Origin of the sequence: Methylocystis sp. H4A (assembly GCF_015709545.1) — a bacterium.
Taxonomy (GTDB): Bacteria; Pseudomonadota; Alphaproteobacteria; order Rhizobiales; family Beijerinckiaceae; genus Methylocystis; species Methylocystis silviterrae.
On record NZ_JADNQY010000007.1, the window covers coordinates 1 to 22,256 of the forward strand.

At 59.8% G+C, this 22,256-nt stretch carries 28 protein-coding genes and 2 pseudogenes; 18 read left to right on the top strand and 12 right to left on the bottom strand.

Features of this window, described 5'->3' with window-relative positions:
- Nucleotides 1-500, top strand: a 500-nt coding sequence (locus IYW40_RS00340) for a helix-turn-helix domain-containing protein (protein WP_196398995.1), incomplete at its 5' end; no start/stop codon positions are given.
- A 27-nt stretch (nt 501-527) separates the two neighbouring features.
- Here the strand turns inward: IYW40_RS00340 and IYW40_RS00345 are convergent.
- Nucleotides 528-857 (bottom strand): annotated as a pseudogene (locus tag IYW40_RS00345) (transposase); the annotation flags it as partial.
- Nucleotides 858-1,396: 539 nt separating this feature from the next.
- Between IYW40_RS00345 and IYW40_RS00350 the strand changes: the two are divergent.
- On the top strand, nt 1,397-1,768 hold the full coding sequence (locus IYW40_RS00350) for a hypothetical protein (RefSeq protein ID WP_232366217.1): 372 nt from the start codon (nt 1,397-1,399) through the stop codon (nt 1,766-1,768).
- Nucleotides 1,769-1,848: 80 nt separating this feature from the next.
- Here the strand turns inward: IYW40_RS00350 and IYW40_RS21470 are convergent.
- Nucleotides 1,849-2,034: pseudogene (locus IYW40_RS21470) on the bottom strand (IS5/IS1182 family transposase); the annotation flags it as partial.
- Between IYW40_RS21470 and IYW40_RS00355 the strand changes: the two are divergent.
- From IYW40_RS00355 to IYW40_RS00405, 11 genes are all read left to right on the top strand, one after another.
- Nucleotides 1,993-2,340, top strand: a complete 348-nt coding sequence (locus IYW40_RS00355) for a hypothetical protein (RefSeq protein WP_175095921.1) — start codon at nt 1,993-1,995, stop codon at nt 2,338-2,340. The pseudogene IYW40_RS21470 and the gene IYW40_RS00355 sit on opposite strands and share 42 nt — an antisense overlap.
- A gap of 121 nt (nt 2,341-2,461) precedes the next feature.
- Complete coding sequence (locus IYW40_RS00360) at nt 2,462-3,001, top strand: cytochrome c (RefSeq protein ID WP_175095922.1); 540 nt, start codon at nt 2,462-2,464, stop codon at nt 2,999-3,001.
- A gap of 183 nt (nt 3,002-3,184) precedes the next feature.
- Complete coding sequence (locus IYW40_RS00365; RefSeq protein ID WP_196398996.1) at nt 3,185-4,192, top strand: lyase; 1,008 nt, start codon at nt 3,185-3,187, stop codon at nt 4,190-4,192.
- Nucleotides 4,193-4,226: 34 nt separating this feature from the next.
- Nucleotides 4,227-4,523 (top strand): GYD domain-containing protein, encoded by a 297-nt coding sequence (locus tag IYW40_RS00370; RefSeq protein WP_196398997.1) that lies wholly within the window; start codon nt 4,227-4,229, stop codon nt 4,521-4,523.
- A 22-nt stretch (nt 4,524-4,545) separates the two neighbouring features.
- On the top strand, nt 4,546-5,937 hold the full coding sequence (locus tag IYW40_RS00375; protein ID WP_175095806.1) for an NAD-dependent succinate-semialdehyde dehydrogenase: 1,392 nt from the start codon (nt 4,546-4,548) through the stop codon (nt 5,935-5,937).
- Nucleotides 5,938-6,069: 132 nt separating this feature from the next.
- On the top strand, nt 6,070-6,297 hold the full coding sequence (locus tag IYW40_RS00380; protein ID WP_175095807.1) for a hypothetical protein: 228 nt from the start codon (nt 6,070-6,072) through the stop codon (nt 6,295-6,297).
- Nucleotides 6,209-8,476 carry an acyl-CoA dehydrogenase gene (locus tag IYW40_RS00385; RefSeq protein WP_196398998.1) on the top strand — a complete coding sequence of 756 codons (2,268 nt, stop codon included), beginning with the start codon at nt 6,209-6,211 and terminating at the stop codon, nt 8,474-8,476. The genes IYW40_RS00380 and IYW40_RS00385 overlap by 89 nt, the downstream gene beginning before the upstream one ends.
- Entirely contained in the window at nt 8,473-9,756 is a 1,284-nt protein-coding gene (locus IYW40_RS00390) for an acetyl-CoA C-acetyltransferase (protein ID WP_175095809.1), read from the top strand. The genes IYW40_RS00385 and IYW40_RS00390 overlap by 4 nt, the downstream gene beginning before the upstream one ends.
- A gap of 12 nt (nt 9,757-9,768) precedes the next feature.
- Nucleotides 9,769-11,868, top strand: coding sequence for a 3-hydroxyacyl-CoA dehydrogenase NAD-binding domain-containing protein (locus tag IYW40_RS00395; protein WP_175095810.1), 2,100 nt, complete (start codon nt 9,769-9,771; stop codon nt 11,866-11,868).
- Nucleotides 11,865-12,692 carry a hypothetical protein gene (locus IYW40_RS00400; protein ID WP_175095811.1) on the top strand — a complete coding sequence of 276 codons (828 nt, stop codon included), beginning with the start codon at nt 11,865-11,867 and terminating at the stop codon, nt 12,690-12,692. Before IYW40_RS00395 ends, IYW40_RS00400 begins: the two co-directional genes overlap by 4 nt.
- Nucleotides 12,610-13,362 carry an acetyl-CoA hydrolase/transferase C-terminal domain-containing protein gene (locus tag IYW40_RS00405; RefSeq protein WP_175095812.1) on the top strand — a complete coding sequence of 251 codons (753 nt, stop codon included), beginning with the start codon at nt 12,610-12,612 and terminating at the stop codon, nt 13,360-13,362. Before IYW40_RS00400 ends, IYW40_RS00405 begins: the two co-directional genes overlap by 83 nt.
- Here the strand turns inward: IYW40_RS00405 and IYW40_RS21475 are convergent.
- Nucleotides 13,271-13,618, bottom strand: coding sequence for a DUF6522 family protein (locus tag IYW40_RS21475; RefSeq protein WP_348644208.1), 348 nt, complete (start codon nt 13,616-13,618; stop codon nt 13,271-13,273). The genes IYW40_RS00405 and IYW40_RS21475 overlap by 92 nt on opposite strands.
- On the opposite strand from IYW40_RS21475, the gene IYW40_RS00410 reads away from it, so the two are divergent.
- Both IYW40_RS00410 and IYW40_RS00415 read left to right on the top strand, forming a co-directional pair.
- Nucleotides 13,573-13,743: a DUF1538 family protein gene (locus IYW40_RS00410; protein WP_175095813.1), complete on the top strand. Its 171-nt coding sequence runs from the start codon at nt 13,573-13,575 to the stop codon at nt 13,741-13,743. The two genes, IYW40_RS21475 and IYW40_RS00410, sit on opposite strands and share 46 nt — an antisense overlap.
- A gap of 5 nt (nt 13,744-13,748) precedes the next feature.
- Nucleotides 13,749-14,084 carry a P-II family nitrogen regulator gene (locus tag IYW40_RS00415; protein ID WP_175095814.1) on the top strand — a complete coding sequence of 112 codons (336 nt, stop codon included), beginning with the start codon at nt 13,749-13,751 and terminating at the stop codon, nt 14,082-14,084.
- Nucleotides 14,085-14,573: 489 nt separating this feature from the next.
- Here the strand turns inward: IYW40_RS00415 and IYW40_RS21480 are convergent, their stop codons facing one another.
- From IYW40_RS21480 to IYW40_RS00450, 7 genes are all read right to left on the bottom strand, one after another.
- Complete coding sequence (locus IYW40_RS21480) at nt 14,574-15,164, bottom strand: hypothetical protein (RefSeq protein ID WP_246720557.1); 591 nt, start codon at nt 15,162-15,164, stop codon at nt 14,574-14,576.
- A 231-nt stretch (nt 15,165-15,395) separates the two neighbouring features.
- On the bottom strand, nt 15,396-16,253 hold the full coding sequence (locus IYW40_RS00425) for a patatin-like phospholipase family protein (protein WP_175095815.1): 858 nt from the start codon (nt 16,251-16,253) through the stop codon (nt 15,396-15,398).
- Nucleotides 16,254-16,372: 119 nt separating this feature from the next.
- Nucleotides 16,373-16,990 carry an MOSC domain-containing protein gene (locus IYW40_RS00430; protein WP_332310790.1) on the bottom strand — a complete coding sequence of 206 codons (618 nt, stop codon included), beginning with the start codon at nt 16,988-16,990 and terminating at the stop codon, nt 16,373-16,375.
- Between the two features lie 65 nt (nt 16,991-17,055).
- Nucleotides 17,056-17,538, bottom strand: a complete 483-nt coding sequence (locus IYW40_RS00435; protein WP_175095817.1) for a TlpA disulfide reductase family protein — start codon at nt 17,536-17,538, stop codon at nt 17,056-17,058.
- Between the two features lie 125 nt (nt 17,539-17,663).
- A complete protein-coding gene (locus IYW40_RS00440; RefSeq protein WP_175095818.1) occupies nt 17,664-17,900 on the bottom strand; it encodes a thioredoxin in 237 nt (78 codons plus the stop codon).
- Between the two features lie 119 nt (nt 17,901-18,019).
- Nucleotides 18,020-18,676, bottom strand: coding sequence for a MarR family transcriptional regulator (locus IYW40_RS00445; RefSeq protein WP_246720558.1), 657 nt, complete (start codon nt 18,674-18,676; stop codon nt 18,020-18,022).
- A 305-nt stretch (nt 18,677-18,981) separates the two neighbouring features.
- Nucleotides 18,982-19,680 (bottom strand): RNA polymerase sigma factor, encoded by a 699-nt coding sequence (locus IYW40_RS00450; protein WP_175095820.1) that lies wholly within the window; start codon nt 19,678-19,680, stop codon nt 18,982-18,984.
- Nucleotides 19,681-19,894: 214 nt separating this feature from the next.
- On the opposite strand from IYW40_RS00450, the gene IYW40_RS00455 reads away from it, so the two are divergent.
- The gene (locus IYW40_RS00455) at nt 19,895-20,362 is read left to right on the top strand and encodes a DUF4142 domain-containing protein (RefSeq protein ID WP_232366206.1); all 468 of its coding nucleotides are present in this window, start codon (nt 19,895-19,897) and stop codon (nt 20,360-20,362) included.
- Nucleotides 20,363-20,368: 6 nt separating this feature from the next.
- On the top strand, nt 20,369-20,704 hold the full coding sequence (locus tag IYW40_RS00460) for a hypothetical protein (protein WP_175095822.1): 336 nt from the start codon (nt 20,369-20,371) through the stop codon (nt 20,702-20,704).
- Between the two features lie 127 nt (nt 20,705-20,831).
- Here IYW40_RS00460 and IYW40_RS00465 read toward each other — a convergent pair whose 3' ends face one another.
- Together IYW40_RS00465 and IYW40_RS21485 are read right to left on the bottom strand one after the other, a co-directional pair.
- Nucleotides 20,832-21,251, bottom strand: a complete 420-nt coding sequence (locus tag IYW40_RS00465; RefSeq protein ID WP_332310791.1) for a DUF488 domain-containing protein — start codon at nt 21,249-21,251, stop codon at nt 20,832-20,834.
- A 184-nt stretch (nt 21,252-21,435) separates the two neighbouring features.
- Nucleotides 21,436-21,582, bottom strand: coding sequence for a hypothetical protein (locus IYW40_RS21485; protein WP_175095823.1), 147 nt, complete (start codon nt 21,580-21,582; stop codon nt 21,436-21,438).
- A gap of 230 nt (nt 21,583-21,812) precedes the next feature.
- On the opposite strand from IYW40_RS21485, the gene IYW40_RS00475 reads away from it, so the two are divergent.
- A partial coding sequence (locus tag IYW40_RS00475) for an IS701 family transposase (RefSeq protein ID WP_196399000.1) occupies nt 21,813-22,256 on the top strand: 444 nt, incomplete at its 3' end.

Sequence of the window (22,256 nt, forward strand, 5' to 3'; positions counted from 1 at the left end):
TCGTGCTCACGATCCATTGGCGTGGAGGTCAGCACTCCGAATTGCGCGTGCGCAAACCTCGAACAGGAGAACATGGTTGCGCGACAACCGAAGATGCGTTGGCGGTCATGAGAAGCATGGCCGGTCGCTGGTCTGACGAACACATTGCCGCGTCGCTGAATCGAATGGGCCTGCCCACTGGCCAGGGCAAGACGTGGACGGCGCATCGCGTTGCTTCCGTTCGACGCGTCCGTGGCATCCACGCGTATCGATCCGCGGAAAAGGATGGCGAATGGCTCACCATGGCAGAGGCGGCGAAGACTTTAGGCGTCACACACCACGCGATACGACGCCTGATCAAATCCGGCGCGCTTCCAGCAATACAGGTGGTTCCGGGCGCGCCGCATCAAATCCGCGCCGAAGACCTGGCGCTGGAGCCGGTAAAAGCGGCGGTTGCCCGAAAAGGTCGCCCGTGTCGCGTCGTCGACGAACACACGCTTCCAATGTTTACAGATACTTGATGAGGGAATGCACAATGACTCATGCGTCGCAATGGGGCGGATCGCGCGCTCGACGACGTTGGAGTCGATTCCGACGCGTCCGTCGTCGAGGAAGCGCGTCAGGCCGTCCCAGCGTGACAGCGTATAGCGGATCGCCTCGGCCAGCTTGGTCTTCTGGCTGATGAGCGCGCGCGCATAGGCCCAGAGCTGGCCGGTCTTGTTACGTCCGCGCCCGGGATCGAGCACCGGTGCCCTCGTTTCGTCGGCGAAGATGTTCGTCGACGCCCTGATGTGTTCCAGAAGCCGCTCATGCACCGGCCGTAAATGCCAGGTGGCGCGGCCAACCCAATCGGCGAGCGTCGAATGGTCGAGACGCACCGCACTTACGATTTTTCGACGTTCGACGCGAACGGCGATTCCGATGACTATTTCGTCTATGATTGCGATTGCGAAGGGTATCGATCGGCTCCGGGGGTGCCCGATTGGGCTGACCCCGCGGCTTCCAGGTAGGAGGCTCCATTTGCGTACCGAGGGACATTTCCGTCGCTGACCGCTTGTATGAATTAAAGGGCAAGCCAGCTGGAAAGGGGCCTTCGGGGCTTTTTTGCTTCACCATCGCGAGAGAGGATTTGGTGTGGGCGCGGTCCTCTCGGATCACGCTGAGCGCAGCGGCTTCGCGCTCATGGGGAACCATTTGACCGCCGCAGCCCGACCTCAGGTTGCACCCATGATGACGATCTGGGTCGACATATGCTCGCTATCGATGACATCAATCGTTCACCTTGCCCTGAGCGGAATGCCGACTCCATCAAGGTACGAGCGCGGGCCAAATGGCCAGCATTGCCTATTTTGACACTTCCTCCATCTAACCGTTGGGCTGGATCTCTCGCAGCGCAGCGCCGCCTTAGGAGTTGATCGTGAAAAAGCCTTTCGTCGTCATCGTAAGCCTTGCCCTCGCCGCTGTCGCCCCACCCGCCTTTGCGGAGGATCAGGGAGTGACTTCAGGACCGGCTGCCGGCAAGCCGGTCGAACCGTCTGGAGCGGTGCAAAAGGAAAATCCCAAGAATCCAGTTCACCCCGGCAATGTTGCGGGTCCGAGCGGAACGTCCGCTGGCGCGCCTAGCGTCGAAGGAAAAAGAGGCACGCAAAGCGGCAAGGAATGGACGCCGCCCGCGGAAATCCGACGTCATTGTTACGATTGGGCACCTCGAAAAATATCTGCTTGGGGCGTGATGAGCGGCGTTCAGGTTCCCGGCGCAGCCGGGCTGTTCGACTCTGCTTCTCCGTGAGCCTGAAGTCGCCGCCGACTTGTCGGGAGGGGGTCTAGAAATGCACTCACTCACCCTACCGAGACTAACGACGCGCCGGTTCACTCGCTCGCCATCCTTTCGAGACAGACGAAACGGCGCATGTTGTAGACGAGGCTCGTCATTCCGATCTTGTACCTCGCGCGAACGATGCCGATTACGCGCACGATCTCCGCTCTCATGCCGTTTTTCTGGTCGCCGAACACATGCCCGACGCGGGCGCGCACCTTGGAGCGCACTACGTTGGCGGCCTTTTGCGCCTCGCTGAGTTGGCGATTGCGATAGGCTCTGAGATGAATGCGGCTCTTCAGGCCGCGTTCCCCGACTCACTCGTAGGCGAAAAATCGCATCCGACAGAAATCGTCTGCACCGACGCCTTTTCGAGCTATGAGGTGCTCGATGTTTCAGAGCTTCGCCATGAGCGTATCAATTATCACGTGACGTTCGTTGACGCGCGAAACACATCAATGGAAGTGAAAACCTCTGATACAGCAAAACGCTATTTGCGCTGCTTTAACGGCATTCCAAGACAGCCGCTTTCCGCTCAGAACTGACGGTCTGGGCCAAGAAACCCAGACTCGCAGGCGGCGCAGCCCTTGTGAATCCTATGTCGGCGTTAGTGCACTAGATTTGTGGGATATGCCTTTCAAGAATGACTGACGGGGAAGGTGCGCCATGAAGTTTCTCGCTGGTTTCGTGATAGCGTTCATCGTCAGCGCACTCGGCGCTTTTCTCGGCATCGTCAGCGGCGTTTACAACGTCGCCGCAACCGCGCCTCACACGGATTTGGTGCGCGTCATCTTGAATTGGACCATGCGTAGTTCGGTGCTTGCCCATGCGGGAAACGAGTCGCCGGAAACATGGAGCGAGGATCAGGCGAGAAAGGGATTTAAAGACTATGACGCCATGTGCGTCATTTGCCATAGCGCACCGGGGAAAGAGCGCAGTTACATTAGCAAAGGCCTGCGACCGGAGCCTCCAAATCTCGCCGAAACTTCAGAGCGATGGAGCAGCGCGGAGCTGTTTTGGATCATCAAGAATGGCGTCAAAATGACCGGAATGCCCGCATTCGGGCCCACGCATCAGGACGAGCAAATATGGAATATTGTGGCCTTCGTTCGGCGCCTGCCTCGACTCTCCGCCGAGCAATTCAAGGCGATGGAGGCCGAGATCAGAAAATCCTCCGAGAATGAGCAAGGTCACCATAACCAATAATCGGCCGGGAAAGCTGACTCGAAGAAAGAAGAAACCGCAAAGTCAAACGAATTCGACGTAGGCGCTGTCGTAGTCCAGCAAGATTGAAAGGGGAACATTCGGCTCTAATTCTCGACAGGCCTCGAGAAGAAGAAGACGCTGATGTTCCGCAAAGAGCGAGTTTTGCTAACCCTCGCGGTCGCAATGAGCGTTGTTTCGCCGATTGGAAATAGCTTCCAAAGCGACGCTTCGATCGCAGGCGTCGTTGTTCGAGACATCCATGTAGCCTTCAAGGAATGGCGCGTGCCGACGCCCGGCTCGCACCCCCACGATCCTCTCGCAACTAGCGATGGAGCGATCTGGTACACCGGACAGATGGCCAACCTGCTCGGCCGTCTTGATCCTAAGACCGGGCAGTTTCGCGAATTCCGTCTGAAAACCACGAACTCGGGTCCGCACGGGCTCGTCTCCGACCCGAGCGGCAATATTTGGTTCACGGCGAGTTTCAAAGGTTACATCGGCAAGCTAGATCCCGTAACCGGCGACATCCGAGAATTTCCGCTTCCCGATCCAAAGGCCCGCGCCCCGCACACGCCGGTCTTCGATCAGAAGGGAACGTTGTGGTTCTCCGTCATCGGCGGAAATATGATCGGGCGTCTCGCTCCGGTGTCGGGCGAGATCAAGCTTGTATCGTCACCGACCGCAGATTCGCTTCCCTATGGCTTGGCGGTGAATTCCAAGGGCGCGCCGTTCTTCGCCGAATTCGGCTCGAACAAGATCGGACGTGTCGATCCCGAGACGATGCGGATCACGGAATTTGTCTTGCCAAATTCGCAGGCGAGGCCTCGGCGGATCGCGGTGACCAGCGACGATCTCATTTGGTATTCGGATTACCCTAGGGGCTATATCGGCAGATTGGACCCCGCGACCGGCAAGGTCGCCGAATGGCCGTCGCCTGGCGGCGGGGAATCCGGACCTTACGCGATTACGGCGGTCGACGATATCATCTGGTACGCCGAGTCGGCGGCTACGCCGAACATGCTGGTGCGATTCGATCCGAAAACCGAAACGTTCAAGAGGTGGCCCGTCCCTTCGGGCGGCGGCGTCATCCGCAATATGACACCGACGCCCGATGGCGGACTGGCGCTGGCCTGTAGCGGCGTCAACATGGTGGCGCTCGTCGAAATTGGCGGGGAAGAGCGATCCCGATGATACTGAATGGGCCAACTTAAGAGGGAATATCGCTATGTCGACTTTTGTCATGTTGACGCGCCTTAGCCCCGAGGCGGTGCGGTCGCCACAGGCGCTCGAGCAATTGGAGCGTAAGGCGATGGAGCGTGTGCGCAAAGAATGCCCCGATGTCGAATGGGTCGGCAACTACGCCATTCTTGGGCCTTATGATTACCTGGACGTCTTCCACGCGAAGGACATCGACACGGCAAGTAAAGTTTCGATGTTGATCCGGACCTTTGGCCACGCCCAGACCGAGGTTTGGCCGGCGACCGAGTGGAACCATTTCAAAGAAATCGCGCGGGCCCTGTGAAAGCAGTCTGGACGGCGAACAAATGGCGATGCAATCCATCAATCCCGCTACCGGCGAAGAGTTGCAATCCTATGAGGAAATGACGCCGGCTGCAGTCGAAGACGCCATCACAAGAGCGCACGAAACGTTCCTCGACTGGCGTCGGATCTCTTTCTCCGAGCGCGCGATTCTGATGCGCCGAGCCGCCGATGTTCTTCGCGCCGGCGCGCCAGGCTATGCGCGATTGATGGCGCAGGAAATGGGCAAGCCCATAAAGGATGGCGTCTCCGAAATCCAAAAATGCGCGCTCAACTGCGACTTTTACGCGGAAAACGCCGAAAGCTTTCTGGCACAGGAGCAGATCGTGGCGGACGGCGTTAAGAGTTTCGTCACCTTCAACCCTTTGGGCGTCGTGCTAGCGATCATGCCATGGAATTTTCCTTTCTGGCAGGTCTTTCGTTTCGCCGCGCCTTGCCTGATGGCCGGCAATGCGACCGTTCTGAAACATGCGTCCAATGTTCCGGCCTGCGCTCTGGCTATCGAGGATGTGTTTCGCCGCGCCGGCTTTCCGGAACACTTGTTCCGCACGCTCATGATCGGAAGCGTGCGGGTCGACGCCGTCATCGAGAATCCGTTGATTCGCGCAGTGACTCTGACCGGCAGCGGCCCTGCGGGCCGGGCCGTTGCGAGCAAGGCCGGCGCAATGCTGAAAAAATCTGTCCTCGAACTCGGAGGAAGCGATCCCTATCTCGTGCTCGAAGACGCGGACATCGAACTCGCAGTCGAAGTGAGCGTCAAGGGACGGTTGACGAATTCCGGCCAGAGCTGCGTCGCCGCTAAGCGCTTCATCGTCGCCGACAAGGTGCGCGATGAATTTGAGCGTCTTTTCATGCAGCGCATGAAAGCGGTGAAAATGGGCGATCCACTCAGCGAAGATACGGAGCTTGGACCACTGGCGCGCCACGATTTGCGCGACATCCTTCACCGACAAGTCGAGACTAGCCTCGCCAGGGGCGCGCGCCGCTTGCTGGGTGGCTCAATCCCCGACGGACCCGGCGCTTACTATCCGCCCACCATCCTGACTGACGTGCGCAAGGGGATGCCCGCCTTCGACGAGGAGACCTTTGGTCCCGTAGCCGCAATCATTCCAGTAAAGAACGAAGCGGAGGCGATCTTGGCCGCCAACGACTCGGAGTTGGGGCTTGGCGGCTGCGTCATCACACGCGACCTTGCGCGAGGTGAGCGTATCGCGGCCGAGATGATCGACAGCGGTTGCGTATTCGTCAACGAGCCTGTGCGCTCGAACCCGCGTCTGCCGTTCGGTGGCGTCAAGCAGAGCGGCTTCGGTCGAGAGCTTTCGGCGTACGGCATCAAGGAATTTGTCAATATCAAGACAGTTTGCGTCTATGGCGGCACCGCGGAACGAGAGCGATGAGCGACCGCTGATGGGATCATCTCGGGCTCGCATCGGCCGAGCATGGCCGCATATCTGATCAGGGGCCTCATCGTGAGGCGCGAGAGATGCTCGATGCGTGTGGCGCGGCAATAAAGGTTAGGAGGGATTACGATGGCGGATCTGCGGGGTGGTCAGGCTTTGCGCGTGCGCCATGTAAGGATCGCCAACTTACGAAATCAGCTGCCGCATCCACAAAAAGGCGGTCTTGAAACTGAGCGGACTGCTGGCGCGGCGATAGTGGGCATGAAAATTGAGCCTTGTATCTATCAGGAGCAAACTGGTCTCGGCGCCTATCTTCAGCTGGGCGCGTCGCTCTCTTCCGGAAATGTCGGCTACTGAACGCGACGCAATAGAAGCGGGGGATGTCTGGTGGGACGCCGAACTCTTCACCGGCGCGCCGGACTGGAGCAAACTTCTCGCTATGCCGCCGGCAAGTTTGAGCCGGGCGGAGCAGACGTTCCTGAACGGTCCGGTGGAGGAACTGTGCCGCATGCTGGACGAATGGAGGATCCAGTGGGAACGGCGCGACTTGCCCGGCGAGCTTTGGACCTTTCTGAAACAGAATAAATTCTTCGGAATGATTATTCCGCAAAGATATGGCGGCTTGGGTTTTTCCGCCTATGCGCATTCACAAGTGGTTCGCAAGATCGCCAGCCGCAGTCCCACAGCCGCTGTCACGGTGATGGTGCCGAACTCACTCGGGCCGGGGGAACTGCTGCTCGAGTTCGGAACCGAGGACCAGAAGGCGCGCTGGCTCCCGCGCTTGGCCGACGGGCGCGAGATTCCATGTTTCTGCCTAACCAGTCCGCAGGCCGGCTCGGACGCCTCCTCAATGACGGACACAGGAATCGTCTGTTACGGCGAGCAGCATGGGGAGCGTGTGCTCGGTCTAAGGCTAAACTGGCATAAACGTTACATCACGCTGGGTCCTATCGCGACCGTGCTTGGTCTCGCTTTCAAGGTCTACGATCCGGATCGTTTGCTTGGCGGCGACGAAGATCTCGGCATCACCGTAGCGCTCGTGCCGGCCAATACGCCGGGGGTCGAGATCGGCACACGGCACCTCCCGGCTTTCCAGGCCTTCCAGAACGGCCCGAATCGGGGACGCGACGTTTTTGCGCCGCTCGACTGGATCATCGGCGGGGAGGATCGCATCGGCGCCGGCTGGAAGATGCTGATGAGCGCGCTCGCCGCCGGGCGTGGAATCTCGTTGCCGTCATTAGCGGCAGCCACGGCGGCTTTCACCGCCCGTTCGACCGGCGCCTATACGCGAATTCGGGAACAGTTCGGGGTCCCCATCGGCGAGTTGGAAGCCGTGCAAGATCGCCTCGGCTACCTTGCCGCCACGGCCTACGAAATCGACGCGGCGCGACGGCTGACCTGCGCCGCCTTGGTCCAGGGCTACAAGCCCGCCGTCATATCGGCGATCATTAAGGCTCACGCTACCGAACGCATGCGCAAGTCGGTGGATGTCGCGATGGATATTCACGCCGGGAAGGCCATCATGGATGGGCCGAGAAATTATCTCGGCAATCTCCACCGGATGACGCCGATCGCCATTACTGTCGAAGGCGCGAATCTGTTAACGCGCAGTCTCATCATTTTCGGACAGGGGGTGATCCGCAGCCACCCTTATCTCTTGGAGGAAATGCTCGCGCTGGCTGATCCTGACAAAGGGGTTGAACGGTTCGACCGAGCGCTCTGGCGCCATGTCAGACATTTCTTCGCCAATCTCAGCCGCGCATGGTTGTGGAGCTGGAGCGGAGGTCTTGTCGGCCCGGCCCCGAAGGCGGGCGCCGTGACACATCATTATAGGCAGCTATCCCGATATGCCGCGTCGTTCGCGTTGGTCGCTGATTTCGCCTTGCTGACGCTCGGCGGCCGGCTCAAACGAAGGGAGATGATCTCGGCGAGACTCGGCGACGTTCTCGCCGAACTCTATTTCCTGTCAGCTGTGCTCAAACGGTTTCATGACGAAGGTCGGCGCGAGTCCGACGAGCCTCTCGTTGACTATTGCGTCGCGGCGGGGATTTGCCGGATCGAAAACCTTCTCGTCGAAACGCTCGCCAATTTGCCAAACCGATTCATCGCGCGAATGGCGAAACTCATCATTCTCCCGTTCGGCGCGAGGCGACTTGGACCATCGGACGATCTGGCGCGACGCTGCGCGGCGATCCTGACGCGACCGAGCGAGGCGCGCGAGCGGCTCACCGCTGATGTTTTCAGAGGATGTAGCGGCGACGCCGTTGCGCGACTGGAGCGGGCGTTCGACCTGACCATCGAAACGGAGCGGCTGCGCCGAAGGCTACGCGAACCAAAATGCGACTCGATCGAAGACGGCTTGCAACAAGGCGTCATCGACGAAAATGAGGCTGAGCGCTTGCACGCGGCGGAGTCCGCCGTCTTCGATGTTATCGCTGTCGACGACTTCGAGCCGAGAGAGCTGTCGCCGCTCGTAGAAGAGGATCGCTTGCAATGGCCAGGGCGACAACAGAGGCCCGACCGCGCAGCGGAATGAAGCGGCGCGTCTATCTCGTGGACGGCGCGCGAACGCCATTCCTCAAGTCGCGCGGCCGGCCGGGCCCGGTTACGCCCGTTGATCTCGCCGTCCAATGCGGCCGACCGTTGTTGTTGCGCCAGCCGTCCGTGGCGGAAGCCATCGACATGACGATTCTGGGCTGCGTCAACGTGATCGCTGACGAAGTCAATCCAGCGCGCGTTGCCGCTTTGCGGCTCGGGCTCGACGAAGAGATGGTCGCATTCACGGTGCAGATTAATTGCGGTTCGGGCATGCAGTCGATCGACACCGCCTTTCGCTACATTCAGGACGGGTCCGCCGATATCGTCCTTGCCGGCGGCGCTGAGGCCCTCTCTCATGCGCCGCTTGTCATAAGACGCGACGCGGCAGACTGGTTCGGACGGTTCTCGATCGAAAAGAGCGCATGGAGAAAAGCGAAGCGGTTGACCGAACTGCGACCTCGATTTTTCAAACCCATTGTCGGACTGGAGCGCGGGCTCACCGATCCGATCGTCAATTTGAATATGGGACAAACCGCAGAGGTCATTGCTCATCTTTTCTCCGTTACCCGCGAGCAAGCCGATCAATATGCAGTGACGAGTCATAGCCGCCTCGCGCAGGCGCAGGACGCTGGCTTCCTTAAGGGCGAGGTGATCCCGATCGTTGATCGAGAGGGAAATCTTTACGAGAGGGACGACGGCGTTAGACCAGATACATCGGTCGAAAAACTGGCCGGGCTTTCGCCCGCTTTTGAAAAACCTTACGGCCAGGTCACGCCGGGAAACAGCTCTCAGATAACCGACGGCGCTTCGTGGACGATCCTCGCCTCCGAAGCCGCAGTCGACAAACATCAGCTCGCGCCGTTCGCGCGCATCGTCGACTCGCAATGGTCGGCGCTCGATCCTTCGATCATGGGCCTGGCTCCAACACTCTGCGTGACCGCATTGTTGAAGCGCAACGGGCTCGCGCGTGACGACGTCGATCTTTGGGAAATCAACGAGGCTTTTGCGGCGCAAGTCCTCGCTTGCCTCGCCGCGTGGAAGGACGAAGCCTATTGCAAAGAAGGCCTGGGACTCGACGGCCCCTTCGGACTTGTAGAGCATGATCGGCTCAATGTTGACGGCGGCGCCGTCGCGCTCGGCCATCCGGTCGGCGCTAGCGGGAATCGCATTACGCTACATCTCGCCAACGCGATGAAGCGTATTGGCGCCAAGCGCGGCGTTGCTACGGAATGCATCGGTGGCGGACAGGGCGGGGCCATTTTGGTTGAGGCCATTTGAAGGAGAGCGACCATGGTCGGCAAGATCTGGTCCATTCTACAGCCTCGGAATCTTGAGCTCGGGCCGATCGTCGAGCCGTCATGGCGCGGTCGGGATTGGCTCCTGAAGCGAGACGCGGATGATATCGCCTGGCTGTTGCTGGATCGAAGCGGCGAGAACGTCAATACACTCTCGGAGTCGGTGCTTTCCGAACTTGATGAATGTCTCGGCGAACTCAAAGGTCGGCTGCCAAGGGGTCTCATCTTACGGTCCGCCAAGCCTTCCGGTTTTATCGCCGGCGCCGATATTCGCGATTTCCGTGAATTGCGCGACGCTACGGGGTTGAAGGCGCGGCTCGATCGGGCGCATGCCATATTGCGCAATCTGGAAGCGCTCCGCTGCCCGACACTTGCAGTTATACATGGCTTCTGCCTGGGCGGCGGTCTTGAGCTCGCGCTGGCTTGCGGCTGTCGCATCGCCACAAGGGGAGCCATTTTCGGATTTCCGGAGATAAAGCTCGGCCTGCATCCCGGTCTCGGTGGAACGGCGCGCTTAACGGGATTGGTCGATCCTATTGAAGCCATGACAATGATGTTGACGGGCCAAACGCTCTCCGCCTCCAAGGCGAAGTCGCTTGGCCTCGTAGACATCGTAACCGACGAGCGCCATGTCAGGGCGGCCGTGAACACGGCGGTTGCCGCAAAGCCAAAACACGCTTGGAGAGGATGGAGAGCGACCGCGCTTTCACTCGCGCCGGCGCGAAAGCTCGCGGCCTCCGCTATGCGCGCCAAGACCCGACAAAAGGCGCGACCGGAACACTACCCGGCGCCCTACCAACTCATCGAGCTGTGGGAGCAGGATGGCGGTCGAAGAGAAGCGATGCTGAAAAATGAGATCCAATCATTCGCCGATCTCCTCCTCGGCGAAACTGCGCAGAATCTCATTCGCGCATTCTTTCTCCGCGAGAAACTAAAGAAAATCGCGAGTTCCCATCCAACCAACTCTGATCTGCAGCATGTTCATGTCGTCGGCGCAGGCGTCATGGGCGGCGACATCGCCGCCTGGTGCGCACTCAAGGGGCTCCGGGTAACGATTGCCGATGCGGATCGGCTTGCACTGGGCAAAATGATGAAGCGCGCCCAAGAGCTTTTCGCACGCCGACTCGACGGTGCCGCACAGAGGCGCGACGCGCTCGACCGTTTGGTGCCGGATTTCGAAGATTTCGGCGTCGGTCGCGCCGACATCGTGATTGAAGCCGTGCCAGAACGAATCGACCTTAAGCGTGAGGTCTTCCAGTCGATCGAACCGCGCATGAGCAACGACGCCGTGTTGGCGACGAACACCTCGAGCATTCCGCTGGAGCAGCTGCGCGATGCGCTATGCAAGCCCGAGCGACTCGTTGGCCTACATTTTTTCAACCCCGTTGCACGCCTCGAGCTGATCGAAGTCGTGCGCCACAATCTTGTGAGCGATGAGGCGCTTGCAAGGGCGCGAGCATTCTGCGCCCGGATCGACCGCTTGGCCGCGCCGGTTGCCAGCGCCCCTGGTTTTCTCGTCAATCGCGCGCTTACGCCCTACCTGCTCGAAGCCCTCGTGATGTTGGACGAGGGCGTTAATGCAGAAACAATCGACGAAGCCGCAGAGCGCTTTGGCATGCCGATGGGGCCCGTCGAAGTCGCCGATCATGTCGGCCTCGACATTTGTCTGGATGTGGCGGACAGGCTGAGAGCATCGGTCGAATCCCTTCCGGAGGCGCCGCCCTTGCTGCGTGAGAAGGTCGAACGAGGCGAGCTCGGTCGCAAATCGGGCAAGGGCTTTTACGATTACGCCGACGGCAAGCCAAAAAAAATCAGCGCACCAGAACCCGATGAAAGCATCGCCGATCGTCTTGTGCTTCCTCTTGTTAACGCCTGTGTCGAATGTTTACGTAAGGGCGTCGCCGAGGATGAGGAGACCATCGATGCGGCGATGATTTTCGGCGCCGGCTTTGCACCATTCCTCGGCGGACCTTTGCGCTACGCGAGGACACGCGGCGCAGAAAATATTGTTTCGGCGCTGCGCGAGCTGTCCGGGAAGCATGGCCCGCGCTTTGCGCCCGACGAAGGCTGGTCGAAACTGGACGCGCCGATTTGACCATCGTCCATGACAACGTCGGCGCGCTCGCTGATCGTATCCTGGAGGAAGTCGGAAGAGACATCGTCCTCGGCCTGCCGCTTGGTTTGGGCAAGGCGAACCATGTCGCCAACGAACTTTACGCCCGGGCGGCTGCGGATCGCAGCATCCGGCTACGTATCTTCACTGCTCTCACGCTCGATCCGCGGACCTGGAAAAGCGACCTGGAGCGCCGCTTTGTCGAGCCGCTGAATGCGCGCCTGTTCTGCGGCTATCCGAGATTGAGTTATGTTGAGGCGGTGCGAAACAACGCGCTTCCGCCGAACATCGAAGTGAACGAGTTCTTTCTGCTCGCGGGAGAATGGCTCGCTGCTCCGCTGGCGCAGCAAAATTATCTGTCCGCCAACTACACTGATGCCGCCAAATATTTGATGGATCGTGGGCTGAACGTCATCGCCCAGCTTGTTTCGAGACAACGCCCGGGGGCAGACGCGCCGCTAAGTCTTGCATGCAATCCGGACATCACTCTCGACGTGCTTCCCTTGCTTGCGCAAAAACGCAAGCGCGGCGAGGCGGCTATTCTGGTGGGACAGGTCAATAGCGAGTTGCCCTATATGGGCTGGGACGCAGCGCTTCCAGTAACCGCTTTTGATCACATTCTGGAAGCTGACGCTTACGATTTTCCGTTGTTCGGCGTCCCGCGCCTTCCGGTATCGGATGCGCAATACGCCATTGGGCTTCGCTGCGCTGCGTTGATCCCCGATGGCGGAACGCTTCAGATTGGCATTGGCTCGATCGGCGATCGCCGTAGCTTATGGCCTTTGTCTGCGCCAGGAACACAATAAGGATTTTTGTGAAGCGCTAAGCCGATTAGACGGCGATGCTGAACAAGCGACTGATTCGTCATGGTTGAAGCTCTCGACCGAGGAATTTTCTATTGGCCTTTATGCGGCGAGCGAGATGTTCGTCGAGAGCTTTCTCGATTTGTATCGGGCCGGCGTTCTCAGGAGGACTGCGGAGGGCGGCGTCCTCTTACATTCCGCATTTTTTCTTGGCTCAAGCGGCTTCTATCGTGCGCTGAGGGAACTGCCGGAAGCGGAACGCGACCGCTTCCGCATGACGGCGGTGTCTTTCGTCAATCAGCTTTACGGGGACGAGCATCGAAAGCGTCGCGATCGCATTCAAGCGCGGCTCGTCAATACGACGATGATGGTGACCGCGCTCGGCGCCGCCATTTCCGATACTCTTGACGATGGACGCGTCGTCAGCGTCGTCGGCGGCCAGTATAATTTCGTGGCGCAGGCGTTCGCGCTGGACGACGCTCGCTCTTTGATGACCTTGCCGGCCACTCGACATATTGGCGGTCGCTTTTTCCATCACGAATCTCAGGCGCCACCGGCTCTACCGGGGCACTGGTCACGCCCTAAATTCCGGGCTTGCGCAACGAGGCCGGCAATGCCCTGTCGCCGAAATCAATCACTGATCGTTGGAGGATTTTACCCGTCGAGTCGATGACCAACTGAAAGCGCCGACCCTTATGGAAAAATGTCAGCCGATATCGCCCCGCATCCTCGTTCTCACCCTTCTCGCAACGGCTCGTCACTTCCCCGTTGCGCATTAGCGATTGAACCGCAGGGATTTCAAGATCGAGCCCATGTGCGATAATTGCGGCGGGAACCTGAATCGTATCGTTCTCGAACGCGATCATCATAGCCGAGGTAGCCAATGGCGAATACTTTTCTTCTCGCGCTCGCGCTTGGCGCGGCCGCATCAGCCAATGGCCGCGATATGATTGTCGAGGGCCTTGGGCTGGTATCCCTGATCGCGCTCGCGCCCATGGTTTCAGTCATGACATTGGGACTTCTCATCCGTTGGACTAGGCGGCCACAGGAGTGACGACGATGTTGTTGAATGCTTCTCTCATAGTGACGGTCGTGCGGAAGGGTTGGGGCAACACGGTTCTTGAAGCTTCCGTAAAAGCCGGCGCTCGAGGCGGCACGGTCGTTTACGGGCGCGGTATCGGCGTCAACGAGCACGATAAGATTTTTGGCATCGCGATCGAACCGGAAAAGGAGATCGTGCTGACCGTCGTTTATACCGAGGAGGCCGACGCAATCTTGCAAGAGATCCTCCGCGCCGCGGAGCTGACCGAGCCGAACAGAGGCCTCGCTTTCGTCGTGCCGCTTGAGAAAGTGGTTGGGGTCTCGCATCTCCACAACAAGCAGCCTCAGGGCTGAATGCGCAGCCGCGCGACCCATTGGAAGCCCTCCATGTCCGCTTCCTAACGAAGCATATCAATCACGACCGGGACTTATTCAGACGAAGGCGCTTGCACGAATAAGGCCGAAAGCTTTCGAACGCTGCCCTCTCAGCTTCGGGCGCACATGGTCGGATGGCGCCGCAGTTTATCTCATGGCTGCAGCTGTTGGTGCCGCTGCAACGGTGGATCTGGCACGCGCAGCGGGGACTTGCCCTCGTCTAATTCGATGCGCGCCGGCGCTTCCATTGCGGGCCGAAGCGCTAGGTCGGGATTTTCTGCCTCAATCACGATGTCAACTGTTGGGCCCTCCAGCGGCGTCGCGGGCCGGCGCACCTTGACACCTTACCCAGAAAGGCGCGTTCGGGCGCAGCCTCGCTGGTCACAATCGCCTCAGCGCCGGGTGTGATGGCGAAGGCTCGATCGTCACTGGCCTTTGCACGGAGGCGAATGATCTTCGCGTCGCCGATCACGAAGAGAGGCGCTCCGGCGGTGACGCGCTTACCCACCGCCGCTGGGTGCTCGACGATAAAGCCGTCGACGCACGCGGCAATCTCGACGCCGGCGCGTGCCGCCTCGGCTCTCGCGAGCGCGTCGCGCGTTCGGCGACGACGGCTTCGGCGCGAACGAGCCGCGTTTGCGCGCGCGCCAGAGCGCGTCGCGACGCTCCGATCGTCTTGCAGCCATGGGCACAGGGCCGCGAACGCACTTTTCGTTCAGCGACGACCGCCTGCGCCCTGTCCCGCGCTTTCACGCGCAGAGGCAGTGCCGCCTCAGCCGCCGCCAGCGTGGTTTTCTCATGCGTGAGCGTTTCGTCGAAGGGATGCGGATCGAGCGTCGCGCATATTTCCCCTTTCTTCGCTTTCGCGCCGAGTTCGCAAAGCACCGACTTCACAATGCCCGTGTCAAGAGTCAGGACTGGCGTCCGCACGATGGGATCAATAAATCCGCTCATGGTGAGCACGCGCGCGATTGCGCCGCGCGGGAGGCGCGCCTCCTCACGCGCGAGATTTGCGCGCGTGTGAAAATAAATCGCGTCGCTCGCTCCGATGATCATCAAGCCCAATATCCCGCGAGAACCGGCTTCTACTGATCCTATCCTGGGAGAGCCAGATGGCTGATCCCGAAGAGAAGCGCGGACACGCGGATGTCATCAACCGTCAACGTCGGAGAAGCTGAGCGGATGCACGCGGTTGACTCCCAAGGGCCGCCAAAATGGATCCTGACAGCGCGACAGTCGCCAAAGTGGGGATTTGGCTTTCATCCGAGCAGGTCGGCTCGATCGCGTCGATCAATGGTGATGTGCGGCGAGTTCACTCGCCAGAGCGCGGCGCGTCAGGCCGCCGCGCTCGACCCATTTCTGGGTGTTCTCGGCGGCGCGTTCGATGAGATATCGCGACGCCGAAAAGTCAAACGGGGAAATCTCGAGCGGACAGAGCGCCGGCGCGAGATGCACATCGATCCAATCTGGAAGGTGTTCAAGATCGTTCATGAGCCGCCATGCGATCAACAACGTGATTGCGTGCAGCGTCTTGGCGACGGCTCCCCTCGGCGGTTCCTTCAATGCGCAGGCGTAGCCCGTCGGGAGGATGATAATTCGCAACGCTCCCAGTTTCGCGGCCATTCGGATCGAAGTGTTGGCGGCGACGGCGCCGTCCATCAAAATCTGACCGTCTATTTCGACGGGAGGGAAGACGCCGGGAATTGCTGCGCTCGCGAGGATCGCCTCGACCGCTGGTCCGTGTGAAAGAGCGACTGCTAAGCCTTGCAGATCGGTCGCAACGACGTGCAAAGGAATTTTTGCATCCTCGATACGCGAGAACGCCAGGTGAGTTTCGATCATGCGCCGCAGGCGAGAGGGATCGATAATGTTGTCGGGATGCCGAAGCAAGCCGAATGCACTTGCCCAGGTGATCGGAAATATGTCGACGCGCCGCAGTCCGCACCAGATCTGCTCGAGCTTCTTCACGCCTTCACGCGTTGGCGCGCCAGCAAAGTAAGCTGCGTTCAGTGCGCCGACCGATGCGCCAACGACGAGATCCGGCCGCTCACCTGCCGCCAAGAGGGTGCGCAACATGCCGACCTGCACCGCTCCCAGGCTCCCACCGCCCGCAAACACAAACGCCGTCTTGCGTGTGGCTTCGTTCATGGCGGACCATCCCCCTTCGCGGTATCGACGAACCTAATTTAGGACACTCCACGATTTGATAGCTCCACCACGTCGAGTGTTCGCCTCGGCCGAGAATTGGCGAGCAATTCTGACGATTGCTAGCCATAAAGGCGTTTCGTCCAATCCTCGATGTTGCCGCTGTTCAATCGCCGCCGCGCCAGTTCGCGCCAGCTTTGCGCAAGCTCGGGCAGCGCCATCATGCCGGCGAAACTCTCGAGATCATCGGTGTCGCGGTAGAGCAGACGTGTCATACGTTCGAGGGTCCAATTGGCGCAAGGTCTGTCGATGAGCCGCAGAACGTCGCCAGCGTCCGCTACACCGGCTTCGAGCACGCGGTAATACCATCCGACGCGGCCGCTCGATTGCACGCGCAAAGCCATATCGGGTCGGCCGAAACGGCGATTGAGCTTCCAGCAAGGCTGGCGTCCCTGGCTGACCTGCAGCAATGCTCGCCCGAAGCGCACGACATCGCCGATGCAGACATTCACTTCCGTCCAATCCGTGGTCGAAAGATTTTCGCCAAACGCGCCGGGCATCCGCATCAGGGGATTGTCGCCAATCTCGTCGGCCCAGGCAGCGTAATGTTCGAACGGATAATGATGCAGCGCCTTCTCCAGTCCGCCGTGGTGCTTGAGGTCCGCCTGCGCATCATCGGCGAGGCCCGTCGGGGCGATGCGCCAGGGGCCGGGCGTCGGCCGCTTGTCGATGGCGCTCAATCGTCTATCGTCGCCAAGCGGCGCGATCCGTCCCGCCAACACAATCGGGCGAACAAGCGGCGGCGTCATGCTAGGGCTGGCGTGGGCTCGGCGAGCAGAGATCCCAGCATGGCGCCAAGCGCCAAATCATCCTCCCGGCCGAATCCATGGTGACGGATGCGGCCGTCGCGTCCGATGACGATCGTCGTCGGCGTGCCGCGCATCTCATAGCGGCGCATGGTGACGGGGATCGGCCCGTCCTCGCCCTGTTGGTCGACGCCGATCGGAAAGGTCAGACGATATTCGTGAATGAAGGCTTCGAGGGAAACAGGCGTCATGGCGGCGTGATGCTCGAATACCGTATGCACCCCGATCACGGTGAGGTCGGCATTGGGAAACAAATTGTGAGCGCGCTGCGCCTGCGGCGTCCCATGCGCGACGCAGCCTGGGCAGAGCATTTGGAAGGCGTGCAGCATCACCACGCGGCCGCGAAGCTCTGTGAGCGAGATCGGCGTCGGCGTGTTGAACCATTCCGCGACTGCGAGTTCCGGCGCGAGCGGGAGGGTCATGGTTGTCGCTTATTTTCTCGAGTGTTCGGGATTGGTCGCTGCAAGCAGCGGTCGATGCGGGCGCGCGGGGCGAGCGTGAGGGGCGGGCCAGGGATTGGCCCGCCCGCGCGCGAAAGGGCCAGGCGCTATTTCAGAGCGGCCAAGTCAGCCCCGAAATTGATGTGATAGGGGTGGCCGCCTATCACGAAAGCCGGAACCGACTTCACCCCCGCCGCCTCGGCCTCGGCGATGCGATTCTTGGCTTGGCCGAGATGCACGATCTCGATGTCGTATTTCCTGGGGTCGAGGCTGTCGGCGAACTGCCGCTCGGCGTCGGCGCAAACTGGGCAGCCGGCGTGGTAGAAAACCGCTTTCTGTGACATGCTGTAAGCCCTTCTCTTTTCGCTGGAGGGGGACCAAAGGGCGGTTCGCCGGTTGCCGCCAGGCGGGCCGCCTGCTCACCTGGCGCGCTCAGTGCGCGTCAGGAATCAGTGGCGCTCTCTCACGGAGGCGCTGGTCGAGCGGCCTCGTGAGCGGCGAGGCCTTTGACGTAAGAGTTCCAAATGGCTTGTTGCTGTTCAGCCGACAGTGCGTTGTGCTCGGTGCAATCGAGGCGCAAACCGTCGGCGCGCAAGGCCGCGTTCACATAAGCGCAGTGATGCGGCGCCGGAGCGTCAGCATAGGCGTGGGGACGGAAATAGCGGCAGGTCACGCACATCCGCTGTGGCGCGATCGCCCCTTCGATTTGCAGATTGCGGATCAGCTTTACGAGCAGTCTGAGCAATTCTTGCTGCTCGAGCGCAGAAAGCGCAGCGAGCGCCCGATCGGTCACCGTTGCGTGGGCGGCGATTTGTTGCGCGAGAGCGCGTCCCGCATTTGTGGTCGCAACGACGACCGCGCGGCCGTCGTAAGGGTCGGGACGGCGCGCGGCCAATCCCTTCTTTTCAAGCGAGAGGATGGAGTCTGTCGCCGTTGGCTGACTCACGCCGATGTGCTGGGCGATGGCGCTGACGCGCGCGCCCAAGTCGCCTCTCCCGAAGAGAAAGGCGAGAATTTGCGCCTGGGTGGGATTGAGCGGCGTTTTCTCCAACGCGCCCCAACGCTCCGAACGCAGAACGTTGGCGATTCGCTCCAATCCCTCGCGCAACCTGCGGGGCAAGGCAGACGATGTCTCGGCGGGCGAAGTCATGCGGGATTATTATAGGACTCCTATGTAATGTCAAGTCAGCCGGCGACCATCGCGTTTGCGAGGAAGTGGCCTCCAAGCCGTAAACGACCCGCATGTGTTTTAGGCTCGCATCTTCCTGTCCCGTGCCAGCGGGCTCGGAGGCTTCAAGTCGGGATTTAATTGCGTTCCGATAAGAATTCTTGGCTATTGCGCTCGGCGCGCGCCGCGTGAGCCGGCTTCGTATCGCAGCCGAAATTTGGTACGCATGTTTCTTTTGGGTTAACACGGGACAAAGTCTAACTCTTGTCTTGCAACAATCCGATGCTGGCCATCACACGATTGGATAGCGCGTTGCATCGCGCGCCGTCGAAGGGGAACACGTCAGAGAGCGCGACCATGACGCTTTTCTCAAGCTCTTGGCGCAACAACGCGCGGGCGCGGTACAGCCTCGTTTTGACAGTGGCTTCCGGAATCCCCAACTGTTGCGCGACTTCTGCGCCGGACACTTCTTCGACGGTGCGCAAAACGAAGACAGTGCGAAAGTCGGGTGGAAGCGTATCGATCGCCCGTTCGAGCAAATGCCGGACCTGGGTCCTCGACATCGAGCTTTCCGGATCGACCCTGCAGCTGGGAAGCATGATCACGCTCGACATTTGATGCTCGTTTGTCTCATCTAATTCTACGGTCGGTCTAGCGCGCCGCTTTCGTCCAAGCGCTTCGTTTAAGACGATGCGGACCAACCAAGAGGAAATTGCGGATTCATTGCGGAAATCCGGGATGTGCGCGTAGGCGCGCGTCCAAGCTTCCTGCACAATATCCTCGGCCTCGCCATCGTCGCCCGTCACGGCCCTCGCAGTGCGATAGAGTTTGCGGTTGTAGCGCCGCATGAGTTCGGCAAATGCCTCCCCATCGCCCGTCGCGACCCGGGCGACGACGCCGACATCGGTCAGTCCGATCCAGTCAGCGTCCGCGATTCTCGCCTTGGGTTTTTTCATGGCACCTATCTGGCATCGGTTCCGATAACCGTTAGATGCGACAGGAAGAGAAAGGTTCCCGATAAAATTTATCGGGAACCTTTGGAGCGTCCCCGCATCTAATGAGGCGGCATCACCCGCATGAGCGGAAATTCGATGTCAAGGAGACACCACAATGTTCCGCAAACCGAGTTTTCTGCTCGCTGTCACAATGAGCCTCGCCGCGTCTAGCGCAATGGCTCAAATGGCGGCCAAAACAACCGATCCGCAAATTGCGCATATCGCGTATACTGCAGGGCAGATCGACATCGCGGCCGCAGAGCTCGCGCTGAAGACATCGCAGAACAAAGCCGTCAAGGACTTTGCCGAGGAAATGGTCCGCGATCATACCGCAGTGAACAAACAGGCGCTTGCCTTGGTTGAAAAGCTAAAGGTTAAGCCTGAGGACAATGATACCAGCAAATCCCTGACGGCGGCGGCCGCCAAGAAGCACGAGGAATTGTCGAAGCTGAGCGGAGCCGCCTTTGACAAGGCTTACGCGCAGAACGAGGTCGCCTATCATCAAACCGTCAATGGGGCGCTTGCAACCGTGCTCATCCCCGATGCCCAGAACGGTGAACTAAAGAGCCTGCTTGAAACCGGCCTCAAGCTGTTTAAGGAACATCAGCAGCACGCTGAGCATCTTGTCGGCCAGCTGAAGTAGGGTTCGATGGCCGTTCGATCCCTTATGGTGGCAAGCGGGGCGCTATCGCTCGGCCTTCTCGCGTTCATGCCCCTGCCGCGTGGCGCCGAGCCGCAAGTTTACGTGATCGAAATCGACAAACTGGCGTTTGGGCCTGCCCCAGCAGGACTGCACGTGAACGACATTGTCGAATGGCGAAATTCCGACATCTTTCGCCACACGGCGACCGCTAGCGACGGGAGTTTCGACATTGACCTCCCGCCAAGCGCCAAAGGCCAAACGGTTTTGAGGCAGCCCGGCGTGATCGACTACGCCTGTCGCTTTCATCCGGGCATGAAAGGTCGGCTCGAAGTCGTTCCCTAAGCAACACTGGGACTCCGCAATCATGCGGCGTCCCTGCTGCCTTGGCTTGCTTTTCGTTTGTGCGGTTATTGCGATGATCATGGGGTGCGCTCATGTCTTGGGCCTGTTGATGCATATTGCGGTGCCCTCAGCGCATGAGAAAGTCCCGCAGCACCACAGCTTCGTTGTGCAGCTCATCGCGAGCCGCGAACAGGAGCGTTAGTGGACTCTTTCGCGCGATTGTCCGAAGCTCGCTGAGTAGTTCGGATTTCTGCGAGAGCTCAGCCTCGTATCTGCGGCAAAACTCCTCCCAACGGCTTGGATCGTGTCCGAACCATTTGCGTAGCTCTGTGCTCGGAGCCACATCCTTGAGCCATCGGTCAATGGCCGCCTTTGATTTGGTAAGACCGCGAGGCCAAAGACGATCAACCAGGATGCGGATGCCATCCTCGGCCGATGGCGACGCATAGGCTCTTTTCAATTGAATGCGCAAAGGTTTCATTATCAGTGTCGGTTTGATTTCTGCCGGTGACGCCGAAGCTATTCGGAGCTTGACCAACCTATTCATAGGCTGAAGCGAAAAGGCGAAAGAACTCGACTCGGCGTCTCGGCTCCGAGTCGAACGGCTTCCGTCACTCCCATAGCATGCCGGGTGTCCTTTGAGCAGAATATGGGCGCCGAGTGACGTGCGCAATGACGATGGCGATCGTTTCTGGCGCGCCGTGTCCTGGGCGCGTTGAGCTAGGCACAGCTCAATCAGCGAAACCATACGTCTTTTGAGCCGCGTTACGACCGTGAGCCTCGATTTTCCGGGGAAAGAGATGCATGACGCGGGCTAAGCGGCGCTCGGTGATGAAGGCGAGGCTGAGGAGCTGCACGAAATTTTCCGGCTCGATCATGGTGAGGCCGATGCATTTGGGGATTAGGTGCTTGCGGGTTCCGAAGATGATGTCCCAGATTGCGAGAACGATGCCGTAATTGCTGTCGTACTCGCTCCGCTGTTGAGTTCTAGTTTTACTGTGTCATAAGATGGCAGAATGGGATATTTTGAGGATTCACGCTCGATTCGGAGGGGGCTGTGGATCGAAATGGCTTGGATCCAGGGAGTGAAGGTCGGTTCGTTGAGTCGATGTCGTCGATCTTGGGACATGCGGATCGTATCGCGCCGTTTCGTTCCTATTGCACCGGCTTGATCCTTCCGGGCGAACGCAAGAGCGTCGAACCGATTGCCGCGCGTGTCGAGCCCAATCGTGTCCAGGCCGCGCATCAATCGCTCCACCATTTCGTCGCGAAGGCCGAGTGGTCCGATGAAGCGATGTTGAGGCAGGTGCGCACTCATGTTCTTCCGATGATCGAGAAGCATGGAGCCATAAAAGCGTGGATCATCGATGACACGGGGTTCCCCAAGCAGGGCGTTCATTCGGTCGGCGTGACGCGACAATATTGCGGGCAACTCGGCAAACAAGACAATTGTCAAGTCGCCGTATCTTTGTCAGTCGCCAACGATCACGCAAGTCTGCCGATCGCCTTTCGGCTTTATCTGCCGGAAGATTGGGCCAAGGACTCGGGGCGT